The sequence below is a fragment of the Faecalibacterium duncaniae genome, assembly GCF_010509575.1.
Classification (GTDB): Bacteria; Bacillota; Clostridia; order Oscillospirales; family Ruminococcaceae; genus Faecalibacterium; species Faecalibacterium duncaniae.
This window is the reverse complement of sequence record NZ_CP048437.1, coordinates 947,355-970,787: the sequence shown is the minus strand read 5'-3', so window position 1 is coordinate 970,787 and position 23,433 is coordinate 947,355. Positions and strand designations below refer to the sequence as shown.

The 23,433-nt window shown below is 59.5% G+C and carries 20 protein-coding genes, 1 tRNA gene and 1 other annotated feature; of the genes, 5 read left to right on the top strand and 16 right to left on the bottom strand.

Annotated elements, in window-relative coordinates:
- Nucleotides 1-15 precede the first annotated feature (15 nt).
- Entirely contained in the window at nucleotides 16-336 is a 321-nt protein-coding gene (locus GXM22_RS04575; RefSeq protein WP_005933190.1) for a helix-turn-helix domain-containing protein, read from the bottom strand.
- A 121-nt stretch (nucleotides 337-457) separates the two neighbouring features.
- Between GXM22_RS04575 and GXM22_RS04570 the strand changes: the two genes are divergently transcribed.
- From GXM22_RS04570 to GXM22_RS04560, 3 genes are all read left to right on the top strand, one after another.
- Nucleotides 458-549 (top strand) — tRNA-Ser (locus GXM22_RS04570).
- Nucleotides 550-607: 58 nt separating this feature from the next.
- Nucleotides 608-1,294, top strand: coding sequence for a gamma-glutamyl-gamma-aminobutyrate hydrolase family protein (locus tag GXM22_RS04565; protein ID WP_005933185.1), 687 nt, complete (start codon nucleotides 608-610; stop codon nucleotides 1,292-1,294).
- Nucleotides 1,295-1,375: 81 nt separating this feature from the next.
- Entirely contained in the window at nucleotides 1,376-2,248 is an 873-nt protein-coding gene (locus GXM22_RS04560) for a hypothetical protein (protein WP_099357225.1), read from the top strand.
- 49 nt (nucleotides 2,249-2,297) lie between these two features.
- On the opposite strand, the gene GXM22_RS04555 is transcribed toward GXM22_RS04560, so the two are convergent.
- From GXM22_RS04555 to GXM22_RS04505, 11 genes are all read right to left on the bottom strand, one after another.
- Nucleotides 2,298-3,173: a hypothetical protein gene (locus GXM22_RS04555; protein ID WP_005933177.1), complete on the bottom strand. Its 876-nt coding sequence runs from the start codon at nucleotides 3,171-3,173 to the stop codon at nucleotides 2,298-2,300.
- Nucleotides 3,174-3,346: 173 nt separating this feature from the next.
- Nucleotides 3,347-5,446 (bottom strand): S-layer homology domain-containing protein, encoded by a 2,100-nt coding sequence (locus GXM22_RS04550; protein ID WP_099357226.1) that lies wholly within the window; start codon nucleotides 5,444-5,446, stop codon nucleotides 3,347-3,349.
- Between the two features lie 99 nt (nucleotides 5,447-5,545).
- Nucleotides 5,546-6,742 (bottom strand): ABC transporter permease, encoded by a 1,197-nt coding sequence (locus GXM22_RS04545; protein ID WP_005933168.1) that lies wholly within the window; start codon nucleotides 6,740-6,742, stop codon nucleotides 5,546-5,548.
- The gene (locus GXM22_RS04540; RefSeq protein WP_099357227.1) at nucleotides 6,739-7,488 is read right to left on the bottom strand and encodes an ABC transporter ATP-binding protein; all 750 of its coding nucleotides are present in this window, start codon (nucleotides 7,486-7,488) and stop codon (nucleotides 6,739-6,741) included. The genes GXM22_RS04545 and GXM22_RS04540 overlap by 4 nt, the downstream gene beginning before the upstream one ends.
- Nucleotides 7,485-9,218: an RND family efflux transporter gene (locus GXM22_RS04535; RefSeq protein ID WP_005933163.1), complete on the bottom strand. Its 1,734-nt coding sequence runs from the start codon at nucleotides 9,216-9,218 to the stop codon at nucleotides 7,485-7,487. The genes GXM22_RS04540 and GXM22_RS04535 overlap by 4 nt, the downstream gene beginning before the upstream one ends.
- Before the next feature lie 273 nt (nucleotides 9,219-9,491).
- Nucleotides 9,492-10,802, bottom strand: a complete 1,311-nt coding sequence (locus tag GXM22_RS04530) for a sensor histidine kinase (RefSeq protein WP_005933161.1) — start codon at nucleotides 10,800-10,802, stop codon at nucleotides 9,492-9,494.
- On the bottom strand, nucleotides 10,795-11,523 hold the full coding sequence (locus tag GXM22_RS04525) for a response regulator transcription factor (RefSeq protein WP_005933159.1): 729 nt from the start codon (nucleotides 11,521-11,523) through the stop codon (nucleotides 10,795-10,797). Before GXM22_RS04525 ends, GXM22_RS04530 begins: the two co-directional genes overlap by 8 nt.
- 228 nt (nucleotides 11,524-11,751) lie before the next feature.
- Nucleotides 11,752-12,717, bottom strand: coding sequence for a calcium/sodium antiporter (locus tag GXM22_RS04520; RefSeq protein WP_005933156.1), 966 nt, complete (start codon nucleotides 12,715-12,717; stop codon nucleotides 11,752-11,754).
- Between the two features lie 75 nt (nucleotides 12,718-12,792).
- Nucleotides 12,793-14,091: a putative ABC transporter permease gene (locus GXM22_RS04515; protein ID WP_035394176.1), complete on the bottom strand. Its 1,299-nt coding sequence runs from the start codon at nucleotides 14,089-14,091 to the stop codon at nucleotides 12,793-12,795.
- A gap of 70 nt (nucleotides 14,092-14,161) precedes the next feature.
- Nucleotides 14,162-15,310: a lactaldehyde reductase gene (gene fucO, locus GXM22_RS04510; RefSeq protein ID WP_035394173.1), complete on the bottom strand. Its 1,149-nt coding sequence runs from the start codon at nucleotides 15,308-15,310 to the stop codon at nucleotides 14,162-14,164.
- Between the two features lie 292 nt (nucleotides 15,311-15,602).
- Nucleotides 15,603-16,262 carry a GntR family transcriptional regulator gene (locus GXM22_RS04505; protein ID WP_005933151.1) on the bottom strand — a complete coding sequence of 220 codons (660 nt, stop codon included), beginning with the start codon at nucleotides 16,260-16,262 and terminating at the stop codon, nucleotides 15,603-15,605.
- A 293-nt stretch (nucleotides 16,263-16,555) separates the two neighbouring features.
- Between GXM22_RS04505 and GXM22_RS04500 the strand changes: the two genes are divergently transcribed.
- Nucleotides 16,556-17,032: a Fur family transcriptional regulator gene (locus GXM22_RS04500; RefSeq protein WP_005933149.1), complete on the top strand. Its 477-nt coding sequence runs from the start codon at nucleotides 16,556-16,558 to the stop codon at nucleotides 17,030-17,032.
- Between the two features lie 13 nt (nucleotides 17,033-17,045).
- Nucleotides 17,046-17,308, top strand: a binding site (T-box leader).
- A gap of 147 nt (nucleotides 17,309-17,455) precedes the next feature.
- Nucleotides 17,456-19,030 carry an asparagine synthase B gene (asnB, locus tag GXM22_RS04495; protein ID WP_005933147.1) on the top strand — a complete coding sequence of 525 codons (1,575 nt, stop codon included), beginning with the start codon at nucleotides 17,456-17,458 and terminating at the stop codon, nucleotides 19,028-19,030.
- Between the two features lie 57 nt (nucleotides 19,031-19,087).
- Here asnB and GXM22_RS04490 read toward each other — a convergent pair whose 3' ends face one another.
- The 4 genes from GXM22_RS04490 to GXM22_RS04475 form a co-directional block, all read right to left on the bottom strand.
- The gene (locus tag GXM22_RS04490; RefSeq protein WP_005933145.1) at nucleotides 19,088-19,957 is read right to left on the bottom strand and encodes a hypothetical protein; all 870 of its coding nucleotides are present in this window, start codon (nucleotides 19,955-19,957) and stop codon (nucleotides 19,088-19,090) included.
- The gene (locus GXM22_RS04485) at nucleotides 19,951-20,679 is read right to left on the bottom strand and encodes an ABC transporter ATP-binding protein (protein ID WP_005933144.1); all 729 of its coding nucleotides are present in this window, start codon (nucleotides 20,677-20,679) and stop codon (nucleotides 19,951-19,953) included. Before GXM22_RS04485 ends, GXM22_RS04490 begins: the two co-directional genes overlap by 7 nt.
- Entirely contained in the window at nucleotides 20,672-21,052 is a 381-nt protein-coding gene (locus tag GXM22_RS04480; RefSeq protein WP_005933142.1) for a GntR family transcriptional regulator, read from the bottom strand. Before GXM22_RS04480 ends, GXM22_RS04485 begins: the two co-directional genes overlap by 8 nt.
- 153 nt (nucleotides 21,053-21,205) lie before the next feature.
- Nucleotides 21,206-23,350: a polyribonucleotide nucleotidyltransferase gene (locus GXM22_RS04475; RefSeq protein WP_005933140.1), complete on the bottom strand. Its 2,145-nt coding sequence runs from the start codon at nucleotides 23,348-23,350 to the stop codon at nucleotides 21,206-21,208.
- Between the last annotated feature and the right edge of the window lie 83 nt (nucleotides 23,351-23,433).

The following is a 23,433-nucleotide window of genomic DNA, read 5'->3' as shown; positions in this document are numbered from 1 at the left end:
TCGCTCCTTTCTTTTTTATATAGTGGGGGATTTTCGCCCGCGGCACTTAAAGCTCTCAATGAGTCGGCGCTGGGCGAGTTCGGCGCTATACTCTCGGCGCATGTTCTTGTCGAGCTGGCCGGTGTCGCCTCTTTTCAGTTCTTTATAGATAGTCGCCACATGGACGCCGAGGTCGATCGCAATGTCGGCCGGACGTCCTCCGGCTGCGTATTCCGTCTCGATTTTCTCGCGGTCGCCGAATGTCAAATATCGGTAGTTTCGCACGTTCTCACCTCTCTTTCTGTGCTTTTCAGGTAAAAAAATAATGCGTCCGGAGGCTTTCGCTTCCTTTCGCATTTAATATTATCTTTTCCGTTTTTCAAATTTTTTCAAAAAAATCCTTGACAAAAGTCATCCTTTCAGGTATTATAGTGGAGCGCTGAGGGCCACGGCCCGAAACGCTGAAAATTGAAGATGTGGAAAGATGGCTGAGTTGGTCTAAGGCGCACGACTGGAAATCGTGTAACGTGTCAAAAGCGTTCTGGGGTTCGAATCCCCATCTTTCCGCCAGAAACCCCGGAACGAATGTTCCGGGGTTTTTCTGTTGACGTAAAAAGGAGTTTCTACAATGTCTGCTGCTATTACGATTGCAATGCCGCGCATGGTGCCGAACCAGCTGCTGGCGGAGGCTCACGCAAAATATCCCGAAAGCCTTGCCCGGGCCGGGGCAGAAATGCGCTGGATCGAGCTGAACGACCCCGACAAAGCCGTACAGGATGCGCTGGCCTGTGACGGCCTGCTGCTGCCGGGCGGCGGCGACATCGACCCGAAATTCTACGGGCAGGAGCGCATCCCTGCCTGCGGTGAGCCCAACGTTCTGCGGGATATCGCCGAGCCGCTGCTGCTGCGCGCCTTCCTTGCCGCCGACAAGCCGGTGCTGGCCATCTGCCGGGGCATCCAGCTGATGAATGTTGCGCTGGGCGGCGATCTGTATCAGGACATCAAACCCTTTGAGCACGTCCCCCACAACGACCATTGGGGCAAGATCCACACTGTCACCGTGCGGCGGGATACCTTGCTCTCCCGCATTCTTGGGCAGGATACCGTTCTGGTCAACAGCCAGCACCATCAGGCGGTAGACAAGGTCGCTCAGGGCCTTGTGCTGTCGGCCCTGAGCGAGGACGGCATCGTGGAGGGCATTGAGAAGCCGGACGCGAAGTTCTGCCTGGGCGTGCAGTGGCACCCTGAATGGCTCAGCGCTGCCGACCCCGCCATGCAGGGGATTTTTGATGCCTTTGTGGCGGCCTGCAAATAAATTATAAAAAAATCAAAGCCAACTTGAACGATTTTTAAGCTCTGGATCGTATTCCTTATAAAGAGAACAGGAGGTTCTGCCATGAAATCTTCCAAAAAGCGTTCCCGCGCCGTGGTCACGGTGGTGGCCTGCATTCTGGCGGTGTGTCTGGTGGCTGCGCTGGTCCTTTTCAGTCTGGTCAACAGCAAAGTCCGTGCCTTACAAAAGGGTGCGACTTTTGAGTTCAGCTATAACATCACCGCACAGGACAGTGCCAGTACCCCGGCCCTGTACAATATTCTGAAACAGGTGGGTGCAACTTCCGGCGATGTGGCCGGGCTGTATTCGCCGGGGCAGCTGCAATTGTACCTGTACCCCTCCGGCGGGCTTGCCCGCGCCGAGACCGGCGGCACCGACTTTTTCACCGACCTCTATATTGATGCCAACGACACCTACTTCGATGCCGGGCGGCTCTACCGCACCCTGCGGGATTCCATCGCGGACAGCGTGCCGCTGGTGGGTGCGTTCCTGCCGGAGTGGTCTCTGCCCAACTACATCACGCAGGCCCAGCTGGCAAAGATCCTCGGCGTGCCCAACACGCAGGTGGCCATGCAGGAGATGTCCGGCTATACCATGACCCTTAGCCGCCAGTGCGTCGTCCACCCCGATTATGCCAAAAAGGGCTACACCTACTACCAGTTCCCGTCTGAGGGGGAGGACGCGGCTGTCCTTGTGGTGGGCCTGCCGCTGAAGTCCCTGCTCTTCGATGACACCATCCCCGTGGATGTGCATGTGGAGATCCCCGCCCACGGTGTCAACGCAGCCCTGAGCGGCACACTGAAAGCCGGTGTCAACAGCCTTTCGGCTCCCGTCAGTGTCATTTCCGACAGCGACATCGATTCCATTGTCCAGCTCCGGGAACGTCTGGAGCAGTTTGCCGATCTCATCAACACAGCGTTAAAGCGTGTGCAGTAACAAAAAAGCAGAGCCGTGCAGCGTTTGAACTGCACGGCTCTTATCTATTTCAGCGCTTATGCTCAATGTGTTCCTGGATCCATTTGCCGCCATCGCCGCTGCCCACCGCACTGTTATAGACAATGCCGGTCAGCTCGCTGGTCAGGTCGGACTTCATCTTTTTGTACTCCTGCTCTGCCTGATCCGCAACGCTCTGATCACGGCCATTGTCCCGCAGGTACTGGCGCAGCTCTTTCAGGATGGCATTGAACTCCTTGTCACACTCGCCCTGAACACTGGTCAGCTTGGCGGTCTTGGACACCACGATGGAGACCTTCATCCCCAGATTGCGCTCCTCCACCGGGTGGGAGATATACTCATCGTAGGCTTCGTAGATCACGCCGTAGAGCTTGGATTCCGTCTGCTTCTTCAGGTTCTGCAGCTGGCGGATGTAGCTGTCGATCCTGGCATCCACCTCATTCTCCGAAGCAGCGGAGCTGCTGGAGGCATGGCTGCTGCCGGGGGCCTGACTGCTGGCCGCATGGCTGCCGGAAGCCGCAGAGGAGGCAGGCACCGAGTGTGCGGCGCTGGAACCGGACACTGCGGAGCTCACGCTGTCCGCCTTGCCTGCGCTGGCGGAAGAGGAGACCTCACTGGACGAAGCTGTCTCCGAAGAGGAAATGCCAAGTTCCTCTTCCAGCTGTTCCAAAAAGGACGAAACCGGGGATTCTTCCGTCACCTCACTGCTGACGGCGCTCTTGCTGGAGGCGGCGGCGCTGGAGGGCCCCTCAGCTTCCCCGCCGGGCAGAGCGGAGGACGGCACCGAGCTGGCCTGCGCCTCGGACACAGAGGTGCTTTTCCGCATCCCTGTCAGGATCAAAGCAGCTGCCACGGCCACCACAAGAACGATGACCGCAGCCAGCTGATAAAGCTTCTTTTTCTGCATCTGGCACAAAATTCTCCCACTTCAGATTTCGTTCCCGGCCTTTTGCCGCGCAGGAACAGGTCTATCATATCATCCCCGGGGGAGAATTTCAATGGATAAATCGTGAAAAATGTCGCCTAACTGCCTTTTTATGACCGGATTTCGTCCCATTTCACAGCCTGTCGGAGACGCGGTCAGTCTTTTTTCACGGCCACAAGAACGCGGATCTTTCCGCCCGCCGCGCTGCCATGGGCATCGTACCAGCCGATGAGGCTGTAATCCTCGGCGTTGATCTGGGAAAGGGTGGTGGCGTAATACTTGCCCTTGTACCACAGATACACCTGCATGTCATCGGCAGTCTCATAGCGGGTGGAGCCGCTCCGCACGGAGGCCGCCCCCAGCTGATCCACCGTGACCGGGAGCAGCTGGGCCATGGTGCCCACACTGCCGGAAGCAGTCTTGCGCACCGAGATACCGCCTGCCAGCACGGGATACTTCACGCTGGTCTTATAGGTGGTCTGCTCACCGTTGACGTAGCAGACATAGTTCGCGCCGCTGCTCAGGTAATCCAGCACCGAGCTGACCACGCCCGTGGTGCTGTTGGCACCAATCTTGAGCAGATAGCTTGCCAGGCTGGCGGTGCTGCTGGTCACACTCTCCCACAGGGTGCTGCCGATGCTGCCATCGACCAGCCCATACAGCAGGGTGCTGGTGGAGGGCATCACGCTTTCCACCGCACCGGCCACAAGGTCAGAGGCGCTGGAACCGGTGGTGTTGGAGGTGGACGAGCCGGAGCCGGTGTTCGTGGTGGAGCTGGCTGCGGTGCTGATGAGGTTGGTCACATCATCCAGCACACCGTAGGTCCACAGGTCGCCGGTGGCATCGTTCAGAATGAGCCGGTCAATGGCACCGTTCCCATCCACGGTGTAGTAACGGACATCCGAGGCAGAAAGTGTCACCCCCGATAGGCGGCCGGGACTTACTGTCCCAGCCAACCCCTCCGCTGTCGTATCCAGGATCTCCACATCCGAAGCAAGGGCCGCATCGCCCAGCGCGGTGCCGTCCGCACGGATGGTGCCGCTGACCGATTGGCCGCTCAGGGTCTCCACGTTCTCCCCGTCGGCGTTGACGGTGATCTTCACCAGCCAGCCGGTGGGGAAGTTCAGGCTCTTGTCCACATTCACGGTGCGGGTCACGCCATCGGTGCAGGCCACCTGCACGCTTTGGAGCACATCCGCGCCGTTTTCTTCGGTCAGGCTGCGGGAAGAAGTCTGCACCACGCCATAGAACACGCTGTCAGCTTCCTCGCCGGTCAGAACGGCCACCGCCTCGTTGTTCATGCCCAACAGCAGGGTGACCACCTGCCCCACTCCGCCGCCGTTGAAGGCCGAGAGGACCGATGCCGCTGCCGAGGAAGCCAGCGTGTAGCTGGTGCCTGCCACCGTCACACTGGTGGGGGCGCTGGCGCTGGGCGAGACCGCCGTGATGCGGCCCGCCGCCTTGCGGGAGTAGATCCAGACCGTTCTGGCGCTGGCGCTGTAATAGTAGACATCGTAGGCGTTCAGAGCGGCATCTGTGGCCACGGTATCATTGCGGTAGACCGCCGCCGGGGCAAAGGGCAGCTGGGTGGTGCCATCGGCCACAAAGGGGCCCTCCACACTGCTGAGCAGCACCGAGGACAGGTCGATCCGGCCATCCGTCACGGTAAAGCCCAGCGTGGCGGCATAGGTCTGGTTTTCAGCGGTGCTGGCCGTCAGGGCATTATAGAAGAGCACAGCGGCATCTTCCAGGGTCAGGCCCTGCCCCTGCACGGCGCTCAAACCGGCCCGCAGGCCCAGGCTGCCGGCTTTGTTGAGCTGTGCCGCCGGGAAGCTGCCGCTCAGAGTGGTAACATCATAGCCCAGCAGCTTGAGGGCGGCGGTACAGGCCTCTTCCAGCGTCACACCGTTGTCGGGCCGGAAAGAGCCGTCGGTGTAGCCGCTGAGCCATCCCTGCTGGACGGCAATGCGGATATAGGGGGCATATTCGTTCCCGCTGTCCACATCGGTGAACAGGGTGCCGGTGTTCCCCTGCGTGGCGGCGCTCTCCCGGTAGGCCGAGAATGTCACCAGCAGCTTTGCCAGCTGGCCCCGAGTCAGGGCGGTGCTCAGGGCGGAGGCCTGTTCGCTGGTCAAGCCGCCCAGCGTCACGGCAGTCTGCACCGCCGCATTGCTGGCAGCGGCATTTGCCGGCACCACCAGCATCGAGCAGGCGATGCTCACCGCCAGCAAAAGGGAAAGGATTCTTTTTTTCATGGAAGATTCTCCTTAAGATCGTGTTTCCTCTATTCCAGGCTCCCCTGCCAGGGGAGCTCCGCAAGGCGCTGGCGAAGCCAGACCGAAGCGGTGAGAGGTTTAATCATATCTCAATGCTTCAATGGGGTTCAGCCTTGCGGCGCGCTTGGCAGGCAGGTAGCCGAACAGTACACCGATGCCCACCGAGATGCCAAAGGCCACCAGCACTGAGGTCATGGAGGGGGCCACCGTCAGTTCCATATCCGACACCAGCAGCGGAAGCACCCGGTTGGCCAGAGCGCTGAACAGATAGCCCAGTGCAATGCCAAGCAGGCCGCCCAGTGCGGAGGTGGTGGCCGCTTCAGTGACGAACAGGGCAAGAATGCAGCGTTCCTTGGCACCCAGCGCCTTGCGAATGCCGATCTCCCGGGTGCGCTCGGTGACGGACACCATCATAATGTTCATAATGCCGATGCCGCCCACCAGCAGGGAGATGGCTGCAATGGCGGTCAGGATCGCCACCACCATGTTGATCATGCCGGTCATGGTCTCCAGCATCTCGCTCAGGCTGGTGATGAAATAGCCGTCCTCCGCGTGGAGGATGGATTCGATCCCTACTACCAGAAGATTCTTGCCCTCATCGGCAAGTTCATCGCTCACCAGAACCACGCCGTAGGAGCTGGCGCTGGTCCTGCTGATGCGCTGGGCGGTGGTATAGGGCACAAAGATCATGTCATCGTCGGTGCCCTCCTGATCGGTCGTACTGCTGACATTGGCTTCCAGCACACCCACGATGGTAAATCTCTCGCTGCCGATTTTGATGGTCTGGCCGATGGCGTTGCCGCCGTAGGCCGCACGGGCAATGTAATCGCCCACCACGCAGACCTTTTTATTGTCCGTGATGTCCACATAGGTCAGGCCCCGGCCCTGGGCCAGCGTGCGCCCCATCATATCCAGGTAGGTCTCACTCACGCCCTTGACGCTCGTATAGCCATAGGTGGTGGTATCCACCTTCACGGTGCTGTCCAGCGTGGTGGTGGGCGACATGCCGGTGAACACCTCCGGGTGGCTGTCCACGATATCGTACAGCTGCTGTACGGTCACGGTGCGGGAGCCGCGGCCCGTGATCTGGACGCTGAGGATATTGGTCCCCATCTCAGAAAAGCTGTCCTTGATGCTTTGGGTCATGCCATTGCCCAAGCCCACGATGACGATGACCGCCGTGACACCGATGATGATGCCCAGCATGGTCAGAACCGTGCGGAACTTGTTGCTCCAGATATTCTTGACTGCTTCGCGGAAGGTCTCGTAGATCATGCGTCCCCCTCCTGTTCTGCCGGTTCAAAGTTCAATGTCGGCTGAACGATGGCCTCCGGTGCCCGGGCATCGCCGTCGTAGACCACGCGGCCATCCTCCAGCCGGATGATGCGCTGGGCCTGCACGGCAATAGAGTTGTCGTGGGTGATGAGCACCACGGTGTTGCCCTGCCGGTGGAGCTGCTGCAGCATTCCCAGCACCTCGCGGCCGGTGTGGCTGTCCAGCGCGCCGGTGGGCTCGTCGGCCAGAATGACCGCCGGATTCCCGGCCAGCGCCCGGGCAATGGAGACGCGCTGCTGCTGACCGCCGGAAAGCTGGCTGGGCTTGTTTTTCAGCTTATCGCCCAGCCCCACCTGCTCCAGTGCCTCGCGGGCCCGGCGGCGGCGCTCGGCGCGGGGCACGCCCGCATAGATCAGCGGCACCTCCACGTTTTCCAGCAGATTCAATTTGGGCAGCAGGTTATACTGCTGGAAGATGAAGCCCAGCATCTCGTTGCGCACCTCAGCCTGCTCATTGCCGGACATGTTGCCCACCTCCCGGCCATTGAGCCGGTAGCTGCCCGCTGTGGGCACATCCAGGCAGCCGATGATGTTCATACAGGTGGATTTACCGGAGCCGGACTGGCCCACGATGGCCACGAACTCGCCCTTTTCAATTTTCATGCTGATGTGGTCGGCGGCTTTTACCGTGGTGTCACCCATCCGGTAATATTTGCACACATCCTCAAATTCGATCAGAGCGCTCATTGCGGGCCACCTCCCGGTGCGCCGCCGCTCGGGCCGCCGCTTCCACCGCCGCCCTGACCGGGCCCGCCGACCACCATCATCTCCTCCATCTGTCCGTCAGCGCTGACAGAGGCGGTGCTGCTGGCGGTGTAGGCTACGGTGTCGCCTTCCTGCAGGCCGCTTGTTACGGCGATGTAATCATCATCGCTGGTGCCGGTGGTCACCTTGACATAGACATAGCCCTCCGGGGCGGTCATGCTGGGGTCGGCGTTGGCAGCGCTGGGGGAATCCTTGGTCACCAGCACATAATTGCCCCGCACCACAGCGGCATTGGGGATGGAAAGCGCGTTCTCGGTGCTGGCCGTCGTGATCTCGGCGGTGGCGTTCATGCCGGGCAGCAGGTCGCCGGTATCGTCGATGCGGATGGTGACGGGATAGGTGGTGGTGCCGCCTACCGTGGTGCCCGCCTTGGACACGCTGGTGACCACGCCGGTAAAGGTGCGGTCAGAGATGGCATCCGCGGTGATGGTCACACTCTGCCCCTCCTTGATGGAGAGGATCTCCAGTTCGTCCACATTCACCGTCATCTGCAGATAGCTCAGGTCGTAGATGGTGCACAGGCTGGTGCTGCCCGCGGTATTGCTCACGGTGTCGCCCGCCTTGACCTCCTTGGAGATGACCGTACCGCTGATGGGTGAGGTGATGGTATAGTTGTTCAGCTGATCCTCGGTGTCCTCCATGGACATCTGGGCACTGCGCAGGTTATCGGAGGCGTTCTGCACCTGCTTGGTCAGCTCCTTGCCGGAGATCCTGACCAGCGCGGTATCGGCGCTGACAGAGGAGCCCTCTTTCACGCAGAGGGCGGTCACGGTGCCGCCGGTGGAGGCGGTGATGGTCTGCTCGTTCTGGTAGCTGAATTTTGCCGATGCCAGTGCGCTGACCCCGTTGACGCTGGCCGTTGCGGCCTGCGCGGTGGTCAGGCTGCCGGTGTTGTTCACCGCAATGGTCACGGTGCGCACCAGCAGGTTCCCGCTGCTCAGGGCATCCGCACCGGAGACAGAGCGCACGGTGCCGGAGACGGCCTCAAAGGTGCCGTCCAACGTGACCTGTGCGGCCTGCCCCACGGTAAAGTTCGCCGCATCCGCCGCCGGGAATTCCAACGTCAGCAGTAGGGTGGAGGCATCCCGCACAGTGGCCACCTCCTGCCCGGCGGTGACCACATCGCCCACCGCCACCTTATAGGAGGCCAGCGTGCCGCCGATGGTGCTGCGGATGTATTGGGCATCCACGGCATCCTCGTAATTGCGCTGGGCCTGATCCAGCGAGAGCTGGGCCTTTTCCGCGCTGTTGGCGGCGTTGGAGCTGTCGATGGTGTAGAGCACCGTTCCCTCTTCAATGGTGTCCCCCACCGCAAAATCGGCGGTGAGCACGGTGCCGGACACCAGCGCATTGACGGTGTAGGTGTTGGCGGCGGCAATGGTGCCGGAGCCGCTGAACACATTGGTGATATTCCGGCGCTCCACCGCGCTTTCCAGATATTCGGTATCTACGCCTGCCGGTTTTGCGCCATTCCCGGGCAGCAGGAACGCACCGGCCACTGCGGCTGCGCAGGCGGCAGCGGCAATGCGCTTCCAGTTGCGCCTTACAAAAGGTCTCCAGCCCTTCGGTCTTTGTTCTGCAGGCACTTCCAGCGCCAGATTGAATTCCTGGTCGCTCTGTTCCTGCGGCGTTTGTTTCTTTTTTCGCAGCATTGGTTGCCCCTCCCTGATGTTATGGCCGGGTGCAAAGCTGCACCCGCCCTTCTTCCAACAGTATAGCGGGGCTTTCTTAACATTCGCCGGAGATATTTCTTAAGACTTGCTTAAGTTCGGTGGAAAAAGTGTAAAAAGAGACCCTCCCCGTCATCGCTTCGCAATGCCGCCTCTCCCGAAGGGAGAGGCTATGCAGGCTCTATCCGAGGTGCTGCATTGGCTCCCCCTTCGGGGGAGCTGGCAAAGCCGTAGGCTTTGACTGAGAGGGTTGTCTTATTCTACCGGGAACAGCAGCGTCATGGTGAACTGCTCATTCTCCTGTTCGATCTTGCAGTCTGCGTGCATCTTATCCATCATGGTCTCGATGCTGGTCAGCCCCACCTTGGTGCTTTCCACCGCCGGGGGCGCAGGCAGGACATGGTTGCGGAGCACAAGGCCCGCCCTTCCCTCCTGCCGCAGGAACCGCACCTCGATGGGCCGGGCCGGGTCGGCGTACTTGATCAGGTTGGAGCCGATGTTATCCAGAATGCGTCGGATATACTGCGCCCGCACGGTCAGGAGCACATCCTCGCTGCCCAGCTCCAGCGCACAGGCAAAGCCGCGCTGCTGCAGCATCTCCACCATCTCGGCCAGCGGCTCCTCAAAGATCTGGGAGAAGCGGGCCGGGGCATCCAGCTGCACCACGGTGTCCCGGGTGACCAGCGCGTACTCGAACAGATTGTCGGACAGCTGCTTGATCTGCCGGGCCTTACCGTCGATCTTTGCCAGATATTCATCCTGCTGGGCCTCGGTCTCGTATTTGTGGTGACGCAGGATCTCGGTATAGAGCAGCAGGGTGGTCAGCGGGGTGCGCAGGTCGTGGGACATCTCAGTGATCAGACTCTTGACCTTGGCGGCAGCCTGAGCCTCCTCGGCCTGCTGCTGGCGCAGGGTCAGACGCAGACCATCCAGACTGGTGGCCAGCAGGGCCAGCTCATCGTCTCCCTGGATCGTGATGGCGTGGTCAAGGTCGCCGCCCTCCATGGCCTGGATCTCCCCGCTGAGCAGGAGGATATAACGGATGATTTTCCGGCTGCTCAGGAAGAAAAACAGCGGAAAAAGGGCAAAGCTGACAAGCAGCAGGATCTCGCACCCCTTGCCGTAATAGGCATCCACGCCGTTGTAATAGAACATGGCTGTGGCCTCTTTGTCCGAAAAGGTGAGCGAGTACATCGGGAGCCAGCGCTCGGCCGGAACCGTTTCCGTCACATTTTCCCGCCCCTCGTAGACCGGAGCGACCAGCGGATAGGAGGAATAGAGCATCCGGGAGCGGTCGTAGATGATGAACATCGTGCTGCCGTTCCGCACAGACCAGTCGTCCAACTTGTCGATATCCCGGCTGGAAAGACCGCGCCGGTCGATATAGCTCTGCAGCTCCTGCACCTGCTTTTCCACAGCCTTCTGCTGGGTTTCCGGCTGGTCAAAATAAAGCCACAGGGCTTTGTTCAGCACGACCTGCATTCCCACCAGAAATACAGCACTTGCCAGTGCTGAGAACAGGATCATCAACACCAGCTTGCCGGAAAGCCCCAGCTTTTTACGCATGATCCTTCTCCTCCCCGGGCACAAAGCGGTACCCTTTCCCCCACATGGTCTGCAGACGGGCGGGGTTCTGCGGGTCTTTTTCGATCTTCATCCGCAGATTGCGGATATGTACCATCACGGTGCCGTTGGAGGTGTAGAAATAAGGTTCCTGCCACACATCCTCGTAAATCACCTGCACCGGGAAGATGCGCTGGGGGCTCTGCATGAGCAGCCGCAGGATCTTGTACTCCGTCTCGGTCAGGTCGATCTCCTCCCCGTCCACCCAGACGCGGTTGCAGTCCAGCGCCAGCTTCACGCCGTGGCTGCACAGGGTCAGGTTTTCGGCCCGGGCCGGGGCCTGCCCCTTGCCCTGATAGACGCAGTACCGCCGCAGCAATGCCTTGACCCGGGCGCTGAGCTCCGCAAAGGAAAAGGGCTTGGGCAGGTAATCGTCCCCGCCCGCGGTCAGGCCCAGCAGCTTATCGGACTCCTGTGATTTTGCCGTGAGGAACAGGATCGGCACTGTGGAGAGCTTGCGCAGCTCCTCGCAGACGCGCAGGCCGCTCATGCCCGGCATCATAATATCCAGGATCACCAGATCGACCTCCGGGCGGAACACCTCCAGTGCCCGGGTGCCGTTTTCGGCTTCGATGATATGGTATCCCTCGCCGGAAAGCAAGATGCGCACGCCGTCCCGGATATCCGGATCGTCCTCCGCGATCAGAATGGTCTGCTCTGCCATGGTCTTCTCCCCTTTTTGTCATTCTCGGTTCTAGTATAACAGCAGTTTCCTGCATTTTCCATGAAATTTTTCTAAGGATTTCTTAAGAAAACGCTTCTTCCGATCAGCCCCTGCTGCAGGGACAGAAAAAAGGCATCCCCGTAAACGAGGATGCCTTTCTCAAAACGGTTTTCTGCCCCAAAGCGCCCGCTCCGGCGTGGAGCCGGGCCGGGTCTCCGGCGCAGAGACTTACATTGCAAACTGGACGGCGCAGAAGGCTGCATAGATGCAGAGCAGCAGCACGCCCTGCCAGCGGGAGAGCCTGCCCTTGAGCAGAGCGGGCACGGTCAGGAGGAGCATGACCGCGAACATCACGGGCAGATCCATGACCAGAGAGGAATTGATGCCCATGATGGTGGAGTTCTGCGGGATGCTGAAAGGCGACACCGTGATGGACATGCCGCTGACCAGCACCAGATTGAACACGTTGGCACCAATGACATTGCCCAGCGAGAGGGAGCCGTGACCCTTTGCCAGCGAGGTGATCGCCGTGACCAGCTCAGGCAGAGAGGTGCCCAGCGCCACAAAGGTCAGGGCGATGACGGATTCCGGCACGCCCAGCGCCTGCGCGATCAGGGTGCCGTTGTCCACCAGCAGGTTTGCGCCCACAGCGATCAGGGCTGCGCCGAGGATGAGCAGGCCGATCTCCTTGGCAAAGGACATTTCCTTTTCCGGCTCGTCCTCATCTTCTTCCGGGGCGGGGGCGTTTTTCATAGCCAGCACATTGCAGACCATGTAGGCCACGAACATTGCCAGCAGCACAATGCCGATGGGGCGGCTGAAGTAGCCGGTGGTGTAGGCCACGCCCGCATACAGGGCCGCTGCCACAAAGAAGAACAGCACCGGCACCCGCAGGCTCTTGGGGTCCACCTTGCCCGGGCGGACCGCAATGGTGATGGCCGCGATCAGGGCCGCGTTGCAGATGACCGAGCCAATGGCGTTGCCATAGGCGATCTCGCCGTGGCCGGTCATGGCCGAGGTGGTGGAGACCATGACCTCAGGCAGGGTGGTGCCGATGGACACCACCGTGGCACCGATGAGCAGCTCCGGCACCTTGAAGCGGCGGGCGATGCCGGTTGCACCGTCCACGAACCAGTCGCCGCCCTTGATGAGGCAGAGCAGGCCCACGATAAACAATAATACAGGGATCAGCATATAAAATCTCTCCTTTTTAATCCATAGAGTATTATACCTGTTTCCCCTGCAAAACGCAAGCAAAATCGTGTATTTTTACCCAGCCTTCTCCACCTTTTTGGCGTTGGGGTAGATGCGCTCCATCCGGGCATTGTCAAAATGCTCATCCAGCAGCACATCCACCGCATTGGCCGGAGCCGCGCCGCTGGTGCGGGCATCGTAGCGGGCCAGCGCCAACGCACTGGTCACAAGGTTCACAGCCATGAACACAGCCAGCAGAGCGGTCATCCAGGGGCGGATCCTGCGCTTGACCGCCTTCATCCCCTTTGCCACCAGTGGGTAGCCATAGCGGATCCAGGTCACGGCCGCAATGCCCCAGAAGAAGCAGTACAGCAGGTTGATGCGCCCGCCCAGATTGAACTTGAAGCCGCTGTAATCCCAGAACACGGTGCCAAACAGCAGCTCTGTCACGGCGCTGCACACATACTCATACGCACCGCCCAGGATCACACCGAACCAGAAGATGCGGCTCTCGCTCTTCTGTTCGCCGCCCCGCAGCAGGATGGCGGCCAGCACCAGCGCCAGCCCCCATACCACGCTGAACGGGCCCCAGACCAGGCTGGAACGGCTCATCCAGACTCCGGCGGTGATGCGGCAGAAGATGGTCTCCACCACATCTCCGAGGAAAGCCCCGATGACAAAGAGCCAGAGCAGGTCGGCAAGGGAGAGCTGCTTTTCGGCACTGGTGGTAGGCTCCGGACGAGCCGCAGCAGGGTACGCCCGCTGGATCCGCTTTTCCACGCTGGCGGTAATTTTCTGCCGCAGCCTCTCCGAGCCCCTGCCCAGCTCCCGATTCAGCTGCTCGAGCCGTGGGTGGCGGTTCGCATACCGGCTGACCACCACCATGGCAGAGATCTGGTCAAGGACGGCCAGCGCCATGCCGACCCACACCACAGCGTGGAACAGCAGCGGCGGCAGGTGGGCGCAGAGCCGGAACAGCAGGTCGTTGCCCCAGCGGACTGCCGCCATGCCCAGCAGACCCCACAGCAGGGAGTATTGCAGGCAGACATAGCCGTCCAGATTGAACTTTTTATCGGAGTAGTCCCACCAGCGGCGGTGGTGGATCCGTTCCAGCAGTTTGGCGGTCAGCCACTCCACCACCGTGGCATAGATCATGCTGCCGAAGAACAGTGCCGCCAGGCTGGTGCGCTGGTCGTTCAGGCCGATGGTGATGAGCACCCCTGCCGTGCCGTACACAAAGCAGAAGGGGCCGGAGGCCACGCCGCGGTTGGTGAACCGGCGGCCCTTTGCGGTTGCAACAACGGTCTCGCCTACCCAGCCCAAAAAGGAATATACCAGATAAATTACACAAAGAGTATAGAAATTCAGGTTCATAGCGCTCCTTTCCCGGAACAAAAAGGGGCCGGGAAGCGGCATTCCCGACCCTCTTTGTTCAGTTTACGAATTACAGCTGGCTCTTATACAGTGCCTCGATCTCCTCCACGCTGGTGTCGCGGGGGTTGCCGGGGCGGCAGGCATCTGCAAAAGCAGACTCGGCCAGGAAGTGGATGTCCTCTTCCTTCAGGATGCCCTGCAGGTTTGCGGGGATGCCCACATCCGCGCTCAGCTGCTTCACAGCGGCGATGGTGGCATCGGCGGCCTCGGCATCGTTCATCTCGTCAATGCCCTTCACGCCCATGGCCTTGCCGACCGCGCGGTAGCGCTCCCCGGCAACGGTCTTGTTGTACTCCAGACCCACCGGCAGCAGGATGGCGCAGGCCACGCCGTGGGGGGTATCATACAGAGCGGACAGGCCGTGTGCCATGGAGTGGACAATGCCCAGACCCACATTGGAGAAGCCCATACCGGCGATGTACTGGCCCAGAGCCATGCCCTCGCGGCCCTCCGGGGTGTTCTGCACGGCACCGCGCAGGTTCTCGCTGATGAGCTTGATGGCCTCCAGATGGAACATATCGGAGATGGTGCAGTGGCCCTTGGTGATATAGCCCTCGATGGCGTGGGTCAGAGCATCCATACCGGTAGCGGCGGTCAGGCCCTTGGGCATGGAGGACATCATATCGGGATCGACCACAGCGATCTCGGGGATATCGTTGGTGTCCACGCAGACGAACTTGCGCTTCTTCTCCACATCGGTGATGACGTAGTTGATGGTGACCTCAGCCGCAGTACCGGCGGTGGTGGGCACGGCAATGGTGAACACAGCGTGCTTCTTGGTGGGAGCCACACCTTCCAGAGAGCGCACATCCGCGAACTCGGGGTTGTTGATGATGATGCCGATGGCCTTTGCGGTATCCATGGAGGAGCCGCCGCCGATGGTCACGATGCAGTCTGCCTCAGCAGCCTTGAAGGCTGCCACGCCGTCCTGCACGTTGGCGATGGTGGGGTTGGGCTTGATCTCACTGTAAACAGCGTAGGCGAAGTTTGCAGCATCCAGCAGGTCGGTGACTTTCTTGGTCACGCCAAACTTGATCAGGTCGGGGTCAGAGCAGACAAAAGCCTTCTTGTAGCCGCGGGCAGTCAGCTCGGGAACGATGTTCTCAATGGCACCGTGGCCATGGTAGGAAATGGTGTTCAGAACAATGCGGTCAGCCATAATTATTTTCCTCCAAATCATTCTGCCCGCCTGCCAGCGGGCTCTCTCTGTTGTTAAGGATACCACATTGTTAAACAATATTCAATGTACTTTTCTTTTGATTTCTATGAATTTTTTACACTTTCCAGCAAAAGAAAACGCTGTACCACTCCCTCAGTCTCGCATTCGCTCGACAGCTCCCTCCAGGAGGGAGCCTTCACGCGGCGGCCAACGCAAAAGCCTCCCTCTGAGAGGGAGGTGGCATCGCATCAACGATGCCGGAAGGAGTGATACAGCGTTTTTATCGTTTCATTTACCACAGCCGGATGACCTTGATGACTCCCTCGGCCTTATCGCGGGCCAGCTCAAGGTGATGCTGCAGCGCATCGGCGGCGGTGTTCCAGTTGTCGCTCAGGGCGGCATTCAGAATTTCCAGATGCTCCTCACAGGTCTGATCCTGATTGATCATGCTCACCTTGCCGGTCATAATGCGGAAACGGGTGTTCAGGCCGGTGATGCGGTCATAGCCAGAGCGCAGATATTTGTTGGGCAGGCTGCTCATCAGCAGCTCATGGAAATCATCGTCGGATTTGCAGAAGTCGTCGATCCGCTCGGGGTGGTGCATCAGCTCAGTGTAGGCCTCCAGCTGCTCCCGGGGGATCAGGTTGCCGTAGGTGCGCAGGGCGTAAGGCTCCACCAGCAGGCGCATCTCGAACATGCTGTGCACGTCCTCTTCGGTAATGCCGGAGACCATCAGCCCCTTTTTGGGCAGGATGGTGATCAGCCCCTCCTGCTCCAGGCGGCCCAGCGCGTCACGCATGGGGGTGCGGCTGATGTTGCCCATCTCGGCGCAGAGCTTCTGCTCGTTCAGAAATTCGTTGGGGCGGTACTCACAGTTCAGAATCTTCGTTTTCAGGTACTGGTAAGCCTGCAGCTTCAGGCTGAGCTTTGACTGGGAATCCATCTCTTTCATTGTTCTATCTCCTAGTTCGCAAGCAGGACCGTTCAGGCAGCAATAAGTCGCCCGCCGGACAGCTTGTATCCCTTAAATAATCCAAGTAATCATTAATATTATTATCACATATCTGGACAATGTTTACAAGACTTTTTTGAAAACTTTGGGAGCTTTTCCGTTTTGAACAGATATCATGCATTATTTTGCTATAAATTGAACAGTTTTTTTGTGCTTGTCGCCAGTGTTTCGTTCTTGTTTTGCATCAAAGGATAAATTGTGGTACACTTGACTCAGAAAGGAAGGCTGATACCATGGCAGGTCGCGGGGGGTACAACACCAAAACCCGGCAATTGATCCTGGATTATCTCATCAACAACCGCCAGCACGCGGTCAGTGCATCCAACATTCTGGAACATCTGGAGGCAGAGGGGGCCAGCCCCAATCCCACCACGGTGTACCGGTATCTGGACAAACTGGCAGGCGAGCAGCGCATTATGAAATATGTGGCCGATAAGGGCGAAAAGGCCGTGTTCCAGTATGTGGACGAGGGCCGCCACTGCCGCGAGCACCTGCACCTGAAGTGCGTGCAGTGCGGGCGCATCTATCACCTGGACTGCCACTTTATGGATGAGGTGCGTGCCCATCTGATGGCGGAGCACGGCTTCACCCTGCAGTGCGAGGGCAGCGTTTTGTACGGATTGTGCCGCAGCTGCGCACAAAACAGCCCCCATCCGGGGCAGACCGCACAAAAATGCGAACACTGTGTTGACACGGACAAAGAGCCGTGATACAATGCAGGCAGGAAAAGCGTTGATCGGGAAAAGTAAGTGCTCAAGGTTCTTTTGCAGCGAGTGCGGGCCGGTGGAAGCCGCACAGAGAATGAGCCCCGAACGAACCCCCGTGAGCTTCCCCCTGAACCTGCTTCGGGCAGTTAGTAGGGGCCGACGGCAGCCGCTCGTTATCGCGGCAGTGCTTTCAACGGGGAGAGTACACAAAAGTGACTGGTGTGTTCGCGCACCGGTAATTTAGGTGGCACCACGGATACGGCAGCATTCGTCCTAGCAAATGGGATGAAGGCTGCCGTATTTTTTTTATTTGCAAAAACTTCTCAGTCACCGGGAAACTTGCCTCTCCTATCAGGAGAGGCGGAAATGCGAAGCATTGACGGAGAGGTTTAGAGAGAGAGAGGGGTAAGAAATATGTGTTGTGTTATGGGTTACACGGGGCACGACCTGAGTGCCGCCAAATTCAAGGAGTATCTGCTGCGCACCGTGATGCGCGGGCCGGACGACCAGCGTGTGGTGGAAGGGCCTTTTGGTCTGATGGGCTTTGGCCGCCTTGCCATCATGGGCCTGACCCCGGAGGGGATGCAGCCCTTCTACCGCGGTGCCGACTGTGTGGTCTGCAACGGTGAGCTCTACGGCTTCCGCTTTGAGAAGGAGATCCTGAAGCGCCGGGGCTACAAGTTTGCCTCCGACTGCGACTGCGAGATCCTGCTGCCGCTGTATTACGAGTACGGTCTGGATATGTTCCGCCACATGGACTCCGAGTTCGCGCTTATTCTGTATGATTCCCGCAAGGACCGGCTGATCGCAGCCCGTGACCCCATCGGCATCCGCCCGCTGTTCTACGGCTATTCCAAGTCCAGCCACCAGATCGCCTTTGCCTCCGAGATGCAGAACCTGATCGGCTGGTGCGACGACATCCGCCCCTTCCCCATCGGCAGCTACTACTGCGATGGCCGCTTTGTCCGCTATGAGGACATTGCCGACGTGCCCGCCCCCATGGAGGATGACATGGAGACCACCCTGCGGAACATCCGCGAAAAGCTGATCGCAGGCGTGGAAAAGCGTCTGGATGCCGATGCCCCTGTGGGCTTCCTGCTCTCGGGCGGTCTGGATTCCTCGCTGGTCTGCTCCATTGCAGCCAAGAAGCTGGGCAAGCCCATCCGCACCTTTGCCATCGGCATGGACACCGATGCCATCGACCTGAAATATGCCCGCCAAACCGCCGATTATCTGGGCAGCGAACACCATGAGATCATCATCAACCGGGACATGGTCATCCAGAGCCTGGAGGAGGTCATCCGACTGCTGGGCACCTGGGATATCACCACCATCCGCGCCAGCATGGGCATGTACCTGCTCTGCAAGGCCATCCACGAGCAGACCGATGTGCGCGTGCTGCTGACCGGCGAGATCTCCGATGAGCTGTTCGGTTACAAGTACACCGACTACGCCCCCACCGCCGATGCCTTCCAGCAGGAGAGCCAGAAGCGCATCCGGGAGCTGTACATGTACGATGTCCTCCGGGCCGACCGCTGCATCTCCGCCAACAGCATCGAGGCCCGCGTGCCCTTTGGCGATCTGGATTTTGTGCGCTACGTCATGGCCATTGACCCCGAAAAGAAGCTGAACAGCTACGGCAAGGGCAAGTACCTGCTGCGCAAGGCCTTTGAGGGCGACTGGCTGCCCCCGGAGATCCTCTGGCGCGAAAAGGCCGCCTTCTCCGATGCCGTGGGCCACAGCATGGTGGACGACATCAAGGAGTACGCCGAGAGCCTGTACACCGATGAGGAGTTCCAGCTCCGCCGGGCAAACTACTCGGCCCACTGTATGCCCTTTACCAAGGAGAGCCTGTTCTACCGTGAAATCTTCGAGAAATACTACCACGACCAGAGCCGCACCATCGTGGGCTTCTGGATGCCGAACAAGGCATGGCCCGGCTGCAACGTCAACGATCCTTCTGCCCGTGTGCTGGCAAACTACGGCGCTTCCGGCGTGTAATCCTTTTTCCAGACAGCAAAAGACGGTGTGTCCGCTCCGGGCACACCGCCTTTTTGTTTACTCCAGATTCAGTTTATTTTTCATCAGCCACCGGGTCAGGAAGAAGTATGCCGCCGCAATGGCTGCAGTCACGGCAAAGCAGAACAGATAGCCAACGTCTGTTCCAAGTGCCGCCGTCAGCCAGCGCATCGGGGTCGCTCCATAGCTCACACCGGTCACGTTCACACCCACGACCCGGTACGTGACATCCACGATCATACTCACATCATTCGTGCCCAGCAGCTTATCGAGCTGGGTCTCCACGATGTTCAGGCCGATAAACGCGAGGATCCCGGCCACCATCACATGCTTGGGGAATTGATGGGCGATCATACAGGCAGCGTAAACGCAGAGGATGAGGCTTGCCAGCCGGGCCAGATTGATGAGGATGGTCCAGAACGTCACCAGCCAGAACTTCGCGCCCAGTTCTCCATACAGCATCCCCCACAGCTGCTTCCAGCTGTTCCAGTCCACCATGCCGAAGGTCTCCGAGTCAATCACACCGATGCTGACCATCACCGTGATGCAGACGATGCCCACAAGGCCGCTGCACAGCACCCAGACCATGCTGGTGAGGAGCTTGGAGAGGATGAGCTGGTTCTCATTGACCGGCAGCGTGTGCATCAGGTAGCCTTCCCGGCCCAGCAGGTTCTGATAAAAGCGCTGGATGGTGTTCACGAAGCAGAGCACCGCGATGGCAAGGATGACCGAGACATACACGATCATCAGAATCACTTCGAGATTCTGGAAGCTTGTGCTGTGAGCCAGCGCGTGTTCCTGCCGGAAGGTCACGCCCAGCACCACGCTCAACAGCGCCAGCGCCAGATACAGCCCGAAGTACAGGCTTTTGGTGGCCTTGAACTCATATTTCAACAATTGCCTCAGCATTTGAATACCTCCCGGAAATATGCATCGACGCTCTTGCCCTCGGTCTCGCGGATATCATCCACAGCGCGGTGAGCAAAGATTTTGCCGTCCTTCAGGAACACGGCCTCGTCCAGCACCGGCTCAATGTCCTCGATGAGGTGGGTAGAAATGACAACGGTCGCGTCCTTGCTGTAGTTGGAAATGATGGTGTTCAGGATGTAGTCCCGGGCCGCAGGGTCCACGCCGCCGATGGGCTCATCCAGCAGGTAGAGACGGGCGTGGCGGCTCATGGCCAGCACCAGCTGAACCTTCTCCTTGTTGCCCTTGGAAAGGGTCTTGAGCCGGGCATTGGGGGCGATGTTCAGCCGGGCCAGCATCTCATTGGCCTTGTCGGCGTCAAAGCCGATGTAAGCCTTGGCCTGACTGGGCGTGCCGTAAAAATCCCGGAACATCTCCACCAGCTCCTCCACCCGCATCCAGTCGGGCAGCCAGTCGGCGTCCGGCAGGTAGGAGACCAGCTCCTTGGTCTCCGGGCCGGGGGCCATGCCCGCGATCCGGATGCGGCCTTCCGTGGGCTGCAGCAGACCATTGGCCAGCTTGAGCAGGGTGGTCTTGCCGCTGCCGTTGGGGCCCAGCAGCCCTACGATGCGGCCAAAATCCAGCTCCAGATCGATGCCGTCCAGCGCGGTCTTTTCCTTTCCGTATACTTTTGTCAATTTTTCACAGGTCAGCACCTTACTCATGGGGTTCTACCTCCTCTGTATCCCAGTGCTCCAACAGGGCTGCCGCCTTTTCCGGCGTGTAGCCGATGCTGCGCATCTTCTCCAGAAAATCTGCCGCGATGTCATGGGCGGCGGCAGCCCGCAGTTGTTCGATCAAATTCGTATCCTCCGTGACGTAGCGTCCGCTTGTGCGCTCGGTGCGCACAAGGCCCTCACTTTCCAGCTGGGCCAGAGCCCTCTGCATCGTGTTGGGGTTGACCCCGGCAGCTGCGGCCAGATCCCGCACCGAATCCAGATGGCCCCCCGGCGGGTAGGTGCCCGCCAGAATTCTGGCTTTGAGCCGTTCCACCAGCTGGGCATAGATCGGGCGGCTGGCATCAAACTGTTCACTCATTCTGCTTTGCCCTCCTTATGTGTTGCTGTATTAAGTAGCTAATACAATAATACATATTTTTGCATTTCTGTCAAGAGGAAACCCAAAAATTTTTTCGGACAGCAAAAAGGGACCCCGCAGCCAACCGGCTGTGGGGTCCCTCTGATTTATGGATTACTGCTGCTCCTGCGCGGCGCGCTTGGCTTCCAGCGCCAGAATGGCATCGCGGCGGCTCAGGTTGATGCGGCCCTGCTGGTCGATGTCCGTGACCTTGACCACGATGGCATCGCCCACGGCGACCACATCCTCCACGCGCTCCACACGCTTGGTGTCCAGCTTGGAGATGTGCACCAGACCTTCCTTGCCCGGTGCGATCTCCACAAAGGCACCAAAGTTCATCAGGCGGGTGACCTTGCCCTTGTAGATGGCACCGATCTCGGGATCCTCCACAATGGTCTTGATGGTGAAGATGGCGCGCTTTGCGTCCTCCTGATCCACGGCGGAGACGAACACATGGCCGTCCTCCTGCACATCGATCTTGCAGTTGCAGGTGGCACAGATGTCCTGGATGACCTTGCCGCCCTTACCGATCACGTCCTTGATCTTGTCGGTGGGGATCATCATGCTGAACATCTTGGGAGCCCAGCGGCTCAGCTCCTCACGGGGCTGTGCGATCACGGGCTTGATGATCTCGTCCAGGATGTACAGGCGGCCCTTGCGGCACTTCTCAAAGGCCTCGGCAATGATATCGTAAGTCAGGCCGTCGATCTTGATGTCCATCTGGATGGCAGTGATGCCCTTGCGGGTGCCGCCCACCTTGAAGTCCATATCGCCGTGGAAGTCCTCCACGCCCTGAATGTCCAGCATGGTCATCCAGCGGTCGCCCTCGGTAATCAGGCCGCAGGAGATGCCGGCAACAGGTGCCTTGATGGGCACACCGGCATCCATCAGAGCCAGCGTGGAACCGCAGATGGAAGCCTGAGAGGTGGAGCCGTTGGAGCTCAGAACCTCAGAGACACAGCGGATGGTGTAGGGGAATTCCTCCAGAGAGGGCAGCACGGGAACCAGAGCGCGCTCTGCCAGTGCGCCGTGGCCGATCTCGCGGCGGCCGGGGCTGCGGGGTGCGCGGGCTTCGCCGACAGAATACGGCGGGAAGTTATAGTGATGGATGTAACGCTTGGTCTGCTCGTCGGTCAGATCGTCCATCAGCTGGTTGTCCTTGGTGCCGCCCAGGGTGCAGGTGGTCAGCACCTGGGTCTGGCCGCGGGTGAACATACCGGAGCCGTGGACCCGGGGCAGGATGCCCACTTCGGCAGCCAGCGGGCGGATCTCGTTGATGCCGCGGCCATCCACGCGCTTGCCCTCATCCAGCAGCCAGCGGCGGACAACGTACTTCTGCATCTTGTAGCTGACAAGGTCGAGATCTGCATCAGACAGGTCGGGGTACTCCTCAGCAATCTTGTCCATGATGGGCAGCAGAGCTGCATCCCGCACATTCTTGTCATCGGTATCCATGGCGGCCTTGAAGTCGTCCAGATACTTGTTCTGGATGGCGTGGAACACGTCCATATCCAGACCCACCACCTGGAAGTCGATCTTCGGCTTGCCGCGCTCAGCAACGATGCCGTTGATAAAGGTGATGATCTTCTTGATCTCAACGTGGGCGGCCTTGATGGCATTGAGCATGGTGTCCTCGTCCACCTCGTTGGCACCGGCCTCGATCATCACGATCTTGTCCATGGTGGCGGCAACGGTCAGGGCCAGGTCGCTCACCTTGCGCTGCTCCTGGGTGGGGTTCAGGACGATCTCGCCGTCCACCAGGCCCACCTGAACACCGCCGATGGGGCCGTTCCAGGGGATTTCAGACACAGCGGTGACCAGAGACGCACCGATCATGCCAGCGATTTCAGGGCTGCAATCGGGGTCCAGGCTCATCACGGTCATGGTGATGCAGACATCATTGCGCATCTCCTTGGGGAACAGCGGGCGCATGGGGCGGTCCACCACGCGGCTGGTCAGGATGGCGCGCTCACCGGGGCGGCCTTCACGGCGCATAAAGCTGCCGGGGATGCGGCCTGCGGCGTAGAGCTTTTCCTCATACTCCACGTTCAGGGGGAAGAAATCCACACCTTCGCGGGGCTTGGGGCTCATCACAACGTTGCACAGCACGCAGGTCTCGCCGTAGCGGATCAGGGCGCTTGCGTTGGACAGGCCGCACATCTTGCCCATCTCGACCTTGAACGGACGGCCAGCCAGCGTGGTCTCGTAGACCTTGAAGTTTTCAAAGGTCTCTTTGCGGGAACCAAATTCAATTGCCATTTGGTTTTGCCTCCTTTGTCCTTTTGCGGTTTATCTTCTTATCTTCCAAAAGGCAGCGGCCAGCGCATCATAGCAATAAAGCC

What these genes read in the sequence shown, in the direction of transcription:
- GXM22_RS04575 (WP_005933190.1), bottom strand. Translation starts at nt 336, where the DNA reads ATGCGAAAGGAAGCGAAAGCCTCCGGACGCATTATTTTTTTACCTGAA.
- GXM22_RS04565 (WP_005933185.1), top strand. Translation starts at nt 608, where the DNA reads ATGTCTGCTGCTATTACGATTGCAATGCCGCGCATGGTGCCGAACCAG.
- GXM22_RS04560 (WP_099357225.1), top strand. Translation starts at nt 1,376, where the DNA reads ATGAAATCTTCCAAAAAGCGTTCCCGCGCCGTGGTCACGGTGGTGGCC.
- GXM22_RS04555 (WP_005933177.1), bottom strand. Translation starts at nt 3,173, where the DNA reads ATGCAGAAAAAGAAGCTTTATCAGCTGGCTGCGGTCATCGTTCTTGTG.
- GXM22_RS04550 (WP_099357226.1), bottom strand. Translation starts at nt 5,446, where the DNA reads ATGAAAAAAAGAATCCTTTCCCTTTTGCTGGCGGTGAGCATCGCCTGC.
- GXM22_RS04545 (WP_005933168.1), bottom strand. Translation starts at nt 6,742, where the DNA reads ATGATCTACGAGACCTTCCGCGAAGCAGTCAAGAATATCTGGAGCAAC.
- GXM22_RS04540 (WP_099357227.1), bottom strand. Translation starts at nt 7,488, where the DNA reads ATGAGCGCTCTGATCGAATTTGAGGATGTGTGCAAATATTACCGGATG.
- GXM22_RS04535 (WP_005933163.1), bottom strand. Translation starts at nt 9,218, where the DNA reads ATGCTGCGAAAAAAGAAACAAACGCCGCAGGAACAGAGCGACCAGGAA.
- GXM22_RS04530 (WP_005933161.1), bottom strand. Translation starts at nt 10,802, where the DNA reads ATGCGTAAAAAGCTGGGGCTTTCCGGCAAGCTGGTGTTGATGATCCTG.
- GXM22_RS04525 (WP_005933159.1), bottom strand. Translation starts at nt 11,523, where the DNA reads ATGGCAGAGCAGACCATTCTGATCGCGGAGGACGATCCGGATATCCGG.
- GXM22_RS04520 (WP_005933156.1), bottom strand. Translation starts at nt 12,717, where the DNA reads ATGCTGATCCCTGTATTATTGTTTATCGTGGGCCTGCTCTGCCTCATC.
- GXM22_RS04515 (WP_035394176.1), bottom strand. Translation starts at nt 14,091, where the DNA reads ATGAACCTGAATTTCTATACTCTTTGTGTAATTTATCTGGTATATTCC.
- fucO (WP_035394173.1), bottom strand. Translation starts at nt 15,310, where the DNA reads ATGGCTGACCGCATTGTTCTGAACACCATTTCCTACCATGGCCACGGT.
- GXM22_RS04505 (WP_005933151.1), bottom strand. Translation starts at nt 16,262, where the DNA reads ATGAAAGAGATGGATTCCCAGTCAAAGCTCAGCCTGAAGCTGCAGGCT.
- GXM22_RS04500 (WP_005933149.1), top strand. Translation starts at nt 16,556, where the DNA reads ATGGCAGGTCGCGGGGGGTACAACACCAAAACCCGGCAATTGATCCTG.
- asnB (WP_005933147.1), top strand. Translation starts at nt 17,456, where the DNA reads ATGGGTTACACGGGGCACGACCTGAGTGCCGCCAAATTCAAGGAGTAT.
- GXM22_RS04490 (WP_005933145.1), bottom strand. Translation starts at nt 19,957, where the DNA reads ATGCTGAGGCAATTGTTGAAATATGAGTTCAAGGCCACCAAAAGCCTG.
- GXM22_RS04485 (WP_005933144.1), bottom strand. Translation starts at nt 20,679, where the DNA reads ATGAGTAAGGTGCTGACCTGTGAAAAATTGACAAAAGTATACGGAAAG.
- GXM22_RS04480 (WP_005933142.1), bottom strand. Translation starts at nt 21,052, where the DNA reads ATGAGTGAACAGTTTGATGCCAGCCGCCCGATCTATGCCCAGCTGGTG.
- GXM22_RS04475 (WP_005933140.1), bottom strand. Translation starts at nt 23,350, where the DNA reads ATGGCAATTGAATTTGGTTCCCGCAAAGAGACCTTTGAAAACTTCAAG.